The sequence below is a fragment of the Streptomyces sp. NPDC006265 genome, assembly GCF_040613555.1.
GTDB lineage: Bacteria > Actinomycetota > Actinomycetes > Streptomycetales > Streptomycetaceae > Streptomyces.
Genome location: NZ_JBEXSH010000250.1, coordinates 1 through 10,446, shown reverse-complemented (window position 1 = coordinate 10,446; position 10,446 = coordinate 1). Strand labels below are relative to the sequence as shown.

Genomic DNA, 10,446 nt, shown 5'->3' with positions numbered 1-10,446 from the left:
GAAGCCGTCGGGTTCTCCGACGCCTTCGAGGTGACCGTGGACGCCACGGCCCGTGCCTTTCTGCCGCCTGGTAGCGCGGCCCCATAGTGGGCGGCGCCGAGAGCTGTCCTCTTGCGCGGAACTGCGGTAGATGCCGGGGCCCGGTGAGGAGGGGTGTCCCGACCGCCATACGGTCGCGCCAGCTCTGCGTCAGGCAGAGTTGGTTCGATCTGGGTAACGCCTTCATCGTACAGGGATCAAGGTGGGGCGTGCCTGTGAAAGTGAGCACCATGGGCCGGTCCGCCCTGTGAATCGCAAAGGGTGCAAAACCCCCGTTATCGACCCGCCCCGTCCGTCCCCAGCCATCCGGCCAGTTTGCCGCCGTGTCCCACGGCGCGCAGCCGGCTCTCGGTCGCGTCCCGGACGGGGTCCGTGGCGACCACCAGGAGCTCGTCCCCTCGTTGCAGGATCGTCGTCGGCAGCGGGACGAACGATTCGCCCCCGCGCACGATGAGCGTCACGGCCGCGCCGTGCGGCAGCCGCAGCTCGGCCACCTCCACGCCGTGCATCTTCGATCCGTCGGGGATCGCCACGGACAGCAGGTGCCCGCGCAGTCGCTCCAGCGGCGCCGACTCGATGCCGAGGTCGGCGGCCTCCGAACCGTCGCCGAGGCGCAGCTTGCGGCCCAGCCAGGGCAGCGTCGGACCCTGGATCAGGGTGTACACGACGACCAGGATGAAGACGATGTTGAAGATCCGGCGGCTGGCGTCGACGCCCTCCACCATGGGGATGGTCGCCAGGATGATGGGCACGGCCCCGCGCAGCCCCGCCCACGACATCAGGATCTGCTCCTGCCAGGGCACCCGGAACGGCGACAGGCACAGCACGACGCTCAGTGGCCGCGCCACCATGGTCAGCACCAGCCCGATGACCAGCGCGGGCACGATGTCGTCGCCCAGCTCGTGCGGCGTGACCAGCAGGCCGAGCAGGACGAACATGCCGATCTGGGCCATCCAGCCGAGCCCGTCGGCGAACCCGCGCGTGGCCGGCCAGTGTGGCAGTCGCGCGTTGCCCATCACCATCGCGGCGAGGTACACCGCGAGGAAGCCGCTGCCGTGGGCCAGTGCGCCCGCCGCGTACGCGACCACGGCGATCGCCATGACGGCGATCGGGTAGAGGCCGGACGCGGGCAGCGCCACGTGCCGGAGTCCCAGGGAGCCCAGCCAGCCCACCGCTATGCCGAGGGCGGCGCCGATGGCCAGCTCCAGCAGGATCACGCCCAGCAGCGAGTACCAGTGCTCGACCGGCCCTGCCGTGGACAGGGAGACCACGAGGATGACCACCGGGGCGTCGTTGAAGCCGGACTCCGCCTCCAGCGTGCCCGTCACGCGCGCGGGCAGGGGGATCTTGCGCAGCACGGAGAACACGGCCGCCGCGTCGGTCGAGGAGACGACCGCCCCGATGATGAGCGCCTGCCGCCATTCCAGCCCGATCAGATAGTGCGCGGCCGACGCCGTCACCCCGACGCTCACCGCGACACCGGCCAGTGCCAGTGTGGTGGCGGCGGGCAGGGCCGGCTTGATCTCCTTCCACTTCGTGCCCAGACCACCCTCGGCAAGGATCACGACCAGGGCCGCGTATCCGATGACCTGGGTCAGTTCGGCGTTGTCGAAGTGGATGTCGCCCACGCCGTCCTGACCCATGGCGACGCCTATCCCCAGGTACACGAGCAGGCTGGGGAGCCCGCTGCGCGAGGAGATCCGTACCGCTGCGACGGCGACGAGCAGGACGAGCGAGCAGACGAGCAGGAGCTGGTTGAGGTGGTGAACAGTCAGCGGCCGAATCCTTCCCTGGCCCGCACGCACCCGCGCGTGGGCTCACGTACATCGCACATGACGCTGTGGCGCACCGCGCCAACTACTTCGTTACCTTACCTAACTCTTGACGATTTCTTGACGCTTGCGGGGGCGAGATCGAACGTCCGTCCGTGCCGGTTCCCGACTCCGCGTCAAGGGGCGCAAGGCCCTGCGCCTATCGTTGCTCCAGCGCTCAGTTAAAAGCACAGCCGAACCTGCCGCTCGCGTTAGGACAGCAAGGACAGCGATGCCCCCCAATACCACCGCCTCCACGGGTCAGCAGCCCGGCAAGTCCGGCAGGAGAAAGGGGCGCAAAGCCCGACTTATCGTGCTCGTCCTGGTGCTGGCCCTCATCGGAGGCGTGGCCTACGGGTCGTACTGGTCCATCAGTACCGTCCGGGCCTCCTTCCCGCAGACCAAGGGCACCCTCACACTGAAGGGCCTCTCGGGTCCCGTCGAGGTCAAACGCGACAACTACGGCATCCCACAGATATACGCCTCCTCCGACGCGGACCTGTTCATGGCGCAGGGCTACGTCCAGGCGCAGGACCGGTTCTACGAGATGGACGTCCGCCGCCACATGGCCTCCGGGCGGCTCTCGGAGATGTTCGGCAAGAGCCAGGTCGACAACGACGAGTTCCTGCGCACCCTCGGCTGGGACCGGGTCGCGAAGCAGGAGTACGACACCAAGCTGTCGGCCACCACGAAGAAGTACCTTCAGGCCTACGCCGAGGGAGTCAACTCCTACCTCCAGGGCAAGGACGGCGAGGACATCTCCCTGGAGTACGCGGCGCTGGGCTTCACCAACGACTACAAGCCGCAGGCGTGGACCCCGGTCGACTCGATCTCCTGGCTGAAGGCGATGGCCTGGGACCTGCGCGGCAACATGCAGGACGAGATCGACCGCGCCCTGCTCACCAGCCGCCTCGGCCCGAAGCAGATCGCCGACCTGTACCCGCAGTACCCGTACAGCCGGAACAAGGCGATCGTCCAGGAGGGCCAGTACAGCGAACTGGCGGGGGCGTTCCAGCAGGGCGGCACGAGCGGCACCTCCGGGACGAACGGAACCGGCGGCACCTCCACCGGCACGGCATCCGGTGGCTCCGGCACGAGCGGCACCGCCTCCGGCACGGCCGGTACGAGCGGCACCGCCTCCGGCGCCTCGGGCACCGCGGGCCTGGACAGCCAGCTCGGCGGCCTGACCCGAGTCCTGGACGACCTCCCGCCGGCCGTCGGCGTGAACGGCGACGGCATCGGCTCCAACTCCTGGGTCGTCGGCGGGAAACACACCATCTCCGGCAAGCCGCTGCTGGCGAACGACCCGCACCTGTCGCCGTCCCTGCCGTCCGTCTGGTACCAGATGGGCCTGCACTGCCGCAGCGTCTCCAGCACGTGCCAGTACGACGTCAGCGGCTACACCTTCGCCGGGATGCCGGGCGTGATAATCGGTCACAACCAGGACATCGCCTGGGGCATGACCAACTCCGGCGTCGACGTCACGGACCTCTACCTGGAGAAGATCACCGGCAACGGCTACCTGTACGACGGCAAGGTCAAGCCCTTCCAGACGCGCGAGGAGACCATCAAGGTCGCCGGCGGCGAGCCGAAGAAGATCGTCGTCCGGGAGACCAACAACGGGCCTCTGCTGTCCGACCGCGACGACGAGCTCGTGAGGGTCGGCAAGAAGGCCGCCGTCGACACCGCCGCGCCCGACAGAGGCGACGGCTACGGCGTCGCGCTGCGCTGGACCGCCCTGCAGCCCGGCACCACCATGGACGCCGTCTTCGCCATGGACAAGGCGAAGAACTGGACCGACTTCCGCAAGGCCGCCTCACAGTTCGAGGTGCCGTCGCAGAACCTGATCTACGCCGACAGCGAGAACCACATCGGCTACACGCTGCCGGGGAAGATCCCCATGCGCGAGAAGAGCGACAACGGCTCCATCCCGGCGCCCGGCTGGGACCCCGAGTACCGCTGGACCCGCTACATCCCGCAGGACGCGCTGCCCTACGAGTACGACCCGGAGCGCGGCTACATCGTCACCGCCAACCAGGCCGTGATCGACTCGGACAAGTACCCGTACACGCTCACCGCGGACTGGGGCTACGGCGCGCGCAGCCAGCGGATCACCGACCTGATCCAGTCGAAGATCAAGGACGGCGGCAAGATCTCCACGGACGACATGCGCCAGATGCAGCTGGACAACAGCAGCGAGATCGCCCGGCTGCTGGTGCCCACGCTGCTGAAGATCGACCCCGGGAACAAGGACGTCCGCGAGGCGCAGAAGCTCCTGGAGGGCTGGGACTACACCCAGGACGCCGACTCCGCGGCAGCTGCCTACTTCAACGCGGTCTGGCGCAACGTCCTCAAGCTCGCCTTCGGCAACAAGCTGCCCAAGGAGCTGCGTCCCAAGGGCCAGTGCCTGTGGGTCGAGCCGGTCAACACCACCGGCCCCGCCGACGAGGCGGAGAAGGTCCGCGAGTGCGGCCAACGCGACCCCGACCAGGCGCAGCCGGACGGTGGCGACCGCTGGTTCGAGGTGGTCCGGGGGCTCATGAGCCAGCCGGACAGCGACTGGTGGAAGACGCCCAAGGTGAGCAAGAGCCGCCCCGGCGCCGACAACCGTGACGACCTGTTCAAGCGGGCCATGATCGACGCCCGCTGGGAGCTGACCGCCAAGCTCGGCAAGGACATCGACTCCTGGAGCTGGGGCCGGCTGCACCGCCTGTTCCTGAAGAACCAGACCCTCGGCACCTCGGGCCCCGGTTTCATCCAGTACGCCCTCAACCGCGGCCCCTGGGAGCTCGGCGGCGGCGAGGCCACGGTCAACGCGACCGGCTGGAACGCGGCCGGCGGCTACGGGGTGGTGTGGGTGCCGTCCATGCGGATGGTGGTGAACCTCGGCGACCTCGACAAGTCGAAGTGGATCAATCTCACCGGCGCCTCCGGGCACGCCTACAGCGCCCACTACGTCGACCAGACCGACAAGTGGGCCGACGGTGAGCTGCTGCCGTGGGCCTTCTCGGACCAGGCGGTCGAGAAGAGCACGAGCGACAAGCTGGTGCTCAAACCGTGAGCCACTGACACCAGTAGGACGAGCGGCCCTCCACGCGTGCGTGGAGGGCCGCTTCGCGTCACGGCTCCCGGGGGAACCGTCGTACGCCCGACGGAGTCGCCACCGCGTGCACCGGCCGGTCGTGCGGCTCCTCCGGGACGTGTTCGACGACCTCGGAGTCGTACAGCAGCACCACCAGGGCGGGATGAGCGCCCGCCCGCTCCAGCCGTGCCAGGACCCGGTCGTACGAGCCGCCGCCCCGCCCGAGCCGCATGCCGCGCGCGTCCACCGCGAGTCCGGGCAGCAGCACCGCGCCGGCGGTGGTCACGGCGTCCGGCCCGAGGCGCTCGCCCGGAGGTTCGAAGAGGGCCATCCTGCCGCCGTGTTGCACCCGGGCCAGGGACCCCTCGCCTTCGTACGGGCCCCAGTCGAGGTCGTTGTCGGGCAGCAGGGCCGGCAGCAGCACGCGCACCCCCCGGGCGTGCAGCGCGTCCAGGAGCGCGCGGGTCCCCGGTTCACTCCCCACCGAGACGTACGCCGCCACCGTTCCGGCCCGCCCCAACTCGGGCAGCTCCAGCGCCCGCCCGGCCAGTGCGGCCGACGTTTCCCGCAGGTCATCCGCCGTCAACCTGTTCCTCGCCGCGAGGATCTCGCGCCGCAAACTCCGCTTGTCAGGCTCGCCCGGATGTGCGATAGGCCTCAATGGTTGCTCCCGTACTATGGCAATACGCTCATGTGAGCGCCTATGAACCGGAGCCACAGATTCCGTCCAAAGGCACCGGATAGGGTGGCGGACATGACTCAGCACCCTCGGATCAGCAAGGCTGTCATTCCCGCAGCAGGCCTCGGCACCCGGTTCCTACCGGCCACCAAAGCCACTCCCAAGGAGATGCTGCCGGTCGTGGACAAGCCCGCGATCCAGTACGTGGTCGAGGAGGCCGTCGCCGCGGGTCTCGACGACGTCCTCATGGTGACGGGCCGCAACAAGCGCCCCCTCGAGGACCACTTCGACCGCAACTACGAGCTCGAGTCGGCCCTGCAGAAGAAGGGCGACGCCGGCCGTCTCGCCAAGGTGCAGGAGTCCAGCGACCTCGCGACGATGCACTACGTCCGCCAGGGCGACCCCAAGGGCCTCGGCCACGCCGTCCTGTGCGCCGCCCCGCACGTGGGTGAGGAGCCCTTCGCGGTCCTCCTCGGCGACGACCTCATCGACCCCCGCGACCCGCTGCTGCAGCGCATGGTCGAGGTCCAGGAGCAGCGCGGCGGCAGCGTCATCGCGCTCATGGAGGTCGCCCCCGAGCAGATCCACCTCTACGGCTGTGCCGCCGTGGAGACCACCGAGGACAGTGACGTCGTCCAGGTCAGCGGCCTCGTCGAGAAGCCCGACCCGGCGGACGCGCCCTCCAACTACGCCATCATCGGCCGCTACGTCCTCGACCCGCACATCTTCGGCATACTGCGCCGGACCGAGCCCGGCCGCGGCGGCGAGATCCAGCTCACCGACGCCCTCCAGCAGCTCGCCGAGACGTATTCATCAGCGGCTACCGCCGCGGAGAAGACCGGCGGCCCGGTGCACGGCGTCGTCTTCAAGGGCCGCCGCTATGACACCGGCGACCGCGGCGACTACCTGCGTGCCATTGTCCGACTCGCATGCGAACGTGAAGACCTGGGCCCGGACTTCCGGACCTGGCTTCGCAGTTACGTAGCCGAGGAGATGTAGCACGTTGAGCAGCGCCGCGCCCCACGTCACCGGCCAGGACCACTTCGGCCCCGACCACCTCTGGTCGGTGGACGAGCACCTGGAGGACATCCTCGCCACCGTCCGGCCCCTGGAACCCATCGAGCTGCAGCTGCTCGACGCCCAGGGCTGCGTCCTCGTCGAGGACGTCACGGTGCCGGTGTCCCTGCCGCCCTTCGACAACAGCTCGATGGACGGATACGCGGTACGGGTCGCGGACGTCGCCGGCGCGAGCGAGGAGTACCCGGCGGCCCTGGAGGTCGTCGGGGACGTCGCCGCGGGCCAGGCCGAACTGCTCCGCGTGGGCCCCGGCCAGGCCGCCCGCATCATGACCGGCGCCCCCCTGCCGCCCGGCGCCGAGACGGTCGTACCCGTCGAGTGGACCGACGGCGGGCTCGGCGAGGGCCCGGTGCGCGGCATGCCCGCCCGCAGCCTCGGCCCCGAGGGCGCCACCGGTCACGTGCAGGTGTACCGCCCGGCCGAGGCTCGCGCGCATGAGCGTGCCAAGGGCAGCGACGTCAAGGCCGGCGATCGCGCCCTGGAGGCCGGCACCGTCCTCGGTCCGCCTCAGATCGCCCTGCTCGCCGCGATCGGCCGCGGCACCGTCCGGGTACGCCCGCGCCCGCGCGTGGTGGTGGTCTCCACCGGCAGCGAACTCGTCCAGCCCGGCGAGGAACTGCGCACCGGTCAGATCTACGACTCCAACAGCTTCGCCCTCACGGCCGCTGCCCGGGACGCCGGTGCCATCGCCTACCGCGTGGGCGCCGTCGCCGACGACGCCGAGACCCTGCGCTCCACCATCGAGGACCAGCTGGTCCGCGCCGACCTGATGGTCACCACGGGCGGGGTGAGCGTGGGTGCGTACGACGTGGTCAAGGAGGCGCTCTCGCACGTCGCCGACGAGGACGAGCCCGGCAGCGGCATCGACTTCCGCAAACTCGCCATGCAGCCCGGCAAGCCCCAGGGGTTCGGCTCCATCGGCCCCGACCACACCCCGCTGCTGGCCCTGCCCGGCAACCCGGTGTCGTCGTACGTCTCCTTCGAGCTGTTCGTCCGCCCCGCGATCCGCACCCTCATGGGCCTGCAGGACGTCCACCGCCCCACGACCCGGGCGACGCTGACCGCCGACAGGGCGCTGACCTCACCGAAGGGCCGCCGCCAGTTCCTGCGCGGCACGTACGCCGACGGCAAGGTCACCCCGGTCGGCGGCGCCGGATCCCACCTGGTGGCCGCCCTCGCCCACGCGGACGCCCTGATCGCCGTCCCCGAGGACACCGTCTCCGTCGAGCCCGGCACCGAGGTCGAGGTGGTCCTGCTCGGCTGAGAGCCGCTGGTTGGGGGTACCGTGTCGCGCACAACAGGCCCGTGCGCCGCACCGCGACGGGCCCGGACCGGGAGCGCCACACAGCATGAGCACGCAGGACCCATCCCCGCCGAACGGCCGTACGCCGGACCATCTGACGCACATCGACGAGGCGGGTGCCGCCCGTATGGTCGACGTGTCGGAGAAGGACGTGACCGCGCGCACCGCACGCGCCAGCGGACGTGTTCTCGTCTCGCCCCGCGTGATCGAGCTGCTGCGCGGCGAGGGTGTCCCCAAGGGTGACGCCCTCGCCACCGCGCGGATCGCGGGGATCATGGGCGCCAAACGCACCCCCGACCTGATCCCGCTCTGTCACCCGTTGTCGGTGTCCGGTGTGAAACTGGACCTGTCGGTCGCGGACGACGCCGTGGAGATCCTGGCCACCGTGAAGACCACGGACCGCACGGGTGTCGAGATGGAGGCCCTCACCGCGGTCTCCGTCGCCGCGCTCACCGTGATCGACATGGTCAAGGCGGTCGACAAGGGAGCGGTCATCACGGACGTACGGGTGGAGGAGAAGACGGGCGGCAAGTCGGGCGACTGGAGCCGGGCATGACCTACCGCGCTCTCGTCGTCACGGCCTCGAACCGGGCCGCCGCCGGGATCTACGAGGACAAGGGCGGCCCGATGATCTCCGACGGCCTGAAGCGCTTCGGCTTCGAGGTCGAAGGCCCTCAGGTCGTCCCCGACGGCGACCCCGTGGAGGCGGCCCTGCGCGCCGGTGTCGACGCCGGCTACGACGTCATCGTCACCACCGGCGGCACGGGCATCTCGCCCACCGACCGCACTCCCGAGGCGACCCGCCGTGTGATCGACCACGAGGTGCCGGGCATCGCCGAGGCCATCCGGGCGTTCGGCCGGGAGAAGGTGCCGACCGCGGCGCTCTCCCGGGGCCTGGCCGGAGTGGCGGGCGGCACGCTGATCGTCAATCTGCCCGGCTCCAGCGGCGGTGTGAAGGACGGCCTCGCCGTTCTGGAGCCGCTGCTCGTGCACGCAGTCGAGCAGCTCCGGGGCGGCGACCACCCCAGACCCGGCAGCGGCGGTGCGAGCTGAACAGCCCATCCTGGCCCGTGGAGCTGGTGGACGGCGACATCGTCCTCCGGCCGATAAAGCTGCGCGATCAGCGGCCCTGGCGCGAGGTCAACCGGCGCAACCGCGACTGGCTGCGTCCCTGGGAGGCGACGATCCCCCCGCCCACGCCCGGCGGGCCGATGACGCACCGCCCCACCTTCCGCCAGATGGTCCGCCACCTGAGGTCGGAGGCGAACGCGGGCCGGATGCTCCCCTTCGTCATCGAGTACCAGGGGCGGCTGGTCGGGCAGTTGACGGTCGCCGGCATCACCTGGGGCTCGATGTGCTCGGGCCACGTCGGTTACTGGGTCGACGAGTCGGTGGCGGGACGCGGCGTCATGCCGACGGCGGTGGCACTCGTCACGGACCACTGTTTCCGCACCGTCGGACTGCACCGCATCGAGGTCTGCATTCGCCCGGAGAACGGGCCCAGCCGCCGGGTGGTGGAAAAACTCGGATTCCGCGAGGAGGGGCTGCGGCCGCGATATCTCCACATCGACGGGGCCTGGCGCGACCATCTCGTCTTCGCCCTCACGGCGGAAGAGGTCCCGGACGGGTTGCTCAGGCGCTGGCACCGGGCACGATCGCAGAGTAATCCGGGAATGCGGCGCCACCCCGGAAATTGAATAAGTGTTCGAAATTGATCGCCCGGTGACCGTCTGAGGGCAATGAATTCCCGGCCTGGGTGGTCTGCTGATCGCATCGGTCACAAGAAAAGTTCGAAATATCAGCCAGATCGTGCGACACACCGGCTCAATTGGCGGATGGCCTCACGCAAACCCCTCTACGGTGTGAGCGTGAGCAGCAGCGGCCTCATCTACGCAGTCATTGTCGGGGCCTGGGCCGCCTACTTGGTGCCGATGTGGCTCCGTAGGCAGGACGAGCTGAACGAGGCCCGTCCGACGGAACGCTTCAGCACCGCCATCCGGCTGCTGTCCGGACGGGCGGGAATGGAGCGCCGGTACGCCAAGGACCTGCGGGCGCGCTCCACCGACGAGGGGGAGCAGGGCGCCGGAGACCTGGACGCCGCCACCGAATCGGTGGACGTCCGGGCCTTCGCCGTGTCCAAGACCCGCCCGCAGACCCAGGCACCCGTACCGTCGCCCGCCCCCGAGCCGCAGGCCCGGCCGGCGGTCCCCGAACCCTCCGCCCGCCAGTCGCCGGCCCCGAACGCGGCGGCTTCCGGGCGTCCCCGGGAGCGGGTGTCCGCCGCCCGGCGCAACGCCTCGGCGCAGGCGAACGAGGCGGCCGCGGCGCGAGCCCGGCGCTCGAAGGTGCTCGCACGCCGTCGGCGCACCACCACCATGCTGTTCCTCGCCTTCACCCTCGGCGCGATCGTCGCCGCGGTCGGGGGACTCACGGTCCTGTGGGCCCCCGGCGTGCC

The 10,446-nt window shown here is 70.2% G+C and carries 8 protein-coding genes and 1 pseudogene; 7 read left to right on the top strand and 2 right to left on the bottom strand.

Features of this window, described 5'->3' with window-relative positions:
- Positions 1–314: 314 nt before the first annotated feature.
- On the bottom strand, positions 315–1,844 hold the full coding sequence (locus ABZ281_RS20945; protein WP_356657532.1) for a potassium/proton antiporter: 1,530 nt from the start codon (positions 1,842–1,844) through the stop codon (positions 315–317).
- A gap of 238 nt (positions 1,845–2,082) precedes the next feature.
- On the opposite strand from ABZ281_RS20945, the gene ABZ281_RS20940 reads away from it, so the two are divergent.
- Positions 2,083–4,911 carry a penicillin acylase family protein gene (locus tag ABZ281_RS20940; protein WP_356657530.1) on the top strand — a complete coding sequence of 943 codons (2,829 nt, stop codon included), beginning with the start codon at positions 2,083–2,085 and terminating at the stop codon, positions 4,909–4,911.
- A 58-nt stretch (positions 4,912–4,969) separates the two neighbouring features.
- Here ABZ281_RS20940 and ABZ281_RS20935 read toward each other — a convergent pair whose 3' ends face one another.
- Positions 4,970–5,518, bottom strand: a complete 549-nt coding sequence (locus ABZ281_RS20935; protein WP_356657528.1) for a 5-formyltetrahydrofolate cyclo-ligase — start codon at positions 5,516–5,518, stop codon at positions 4,970–4,972.
- Positions 5,519–5,686: 168 nt separating this feature from the next.
- On the opposite strand from ABZ281_RS20935, the gene galU reads away from it, so the two are divergent.
- From galU to ABZ281_RS20905, 6 genes and pseudogenes are all read left to right on the top strand, one after another.
- Positions 5,687–6,610 (top strand): UTP--glucose-1-phosphate uridylyltransferase GalU, encoded by a 924-nt coding sequence (gene galU, locus ABZ281_RS20930; protein ID WP_356657526.1) that lies wholly within the window; start codon positions 5,687–5,689, stop codon positions 6,608–6,610.
- 4 nt (positions 6,611–6,614) lie between these two features.
- A complete protein-coding gene (glp, locus tag ABZ281_RS20925; RefSeq protein WP_356657524.1) occupies positions 6,615–7,952 on the top strand; it encodes a gephyrin-like molybdotransferase Glp in 1,338 nt (445 codons plus the stop codon).
- Positions 7,953–8,037: 85 nt separating this feature from the next.
- Positions 8,038–8,547, top strand: coding sequence for a cyclic pyranopterin monophosphate synthase MoaC (gene moaC / locus ABZ281_RS20920; protein WP_356657522.1), 510 nt, complete (start codon positions 8,038–8,040; stop codon positions 8,545–8,547).
- Positions 8,544–9,044, top strand: coding sequence for a MogA/MoaB family molybdenum cofactor biosynthesis protein (locus tag ABZ281_RS20915; protein ID WP_030845000.1), 501 nt, complete (start codon positions 8,544–8,546; stop codon positions 9,042–9,044). The genes moaC and ABZ281_RS20915 overlap by 4 nt, the downstream gene beginning before the upstream one ends.
- A gap of 23 nt (positions 9,045–9,067) precedes the next feature.
- Positions 9,068–9,688 carry a GNAT family protein gene (locus ABZ281_RS20910; protein WP_356657534.1) on the top strand — a complete coding sequence of 207 codons (621 nt, stop codon included), beginning with the start codon at positions 9,068–9,070 and terminating at the stop codon, positions 9,686–9,688.
- A gap of 171 nt (positions 9,689–9,859) precedes the next feature.
- Positions 9,860–10,446, top strand: a pseudogene (locus ABZ281_RS20905) (hypothetical protein); the annotation flags it as partial.

Excerpts from the sequence above, each read along its gene's own strand:
- ABZ281_RS20940 (WP_356657530.1), top strand. The coding sequence starts at position 2,083 with ATGCCCCCCAATACCACCGCCTCCACGGGTCAGCAGCCCGGCAAGTCC.
- galU (WP_356657526.1), top strand. The coding sequence starts at position 5,687 with ATGACTCAGCACCCTCGGATCAGCAAGGCTGTCATTCCCGCAGCAGGC.
- moaC (WP_356657522.1), top strand. The coding sequence starts at position 8,038 with ATGAGCACGCAGGACCCATCCCCGCCGAACGGCCGTACGCCGGACCAT.
- ABZ281_RS20915 (WP_030845000.1), top strand. The coding sequence starts at position 8,544 with ATGACCTACCGCGCTCTCGTCGTCACGGCCTCGAACCGGGCCGCCGCC.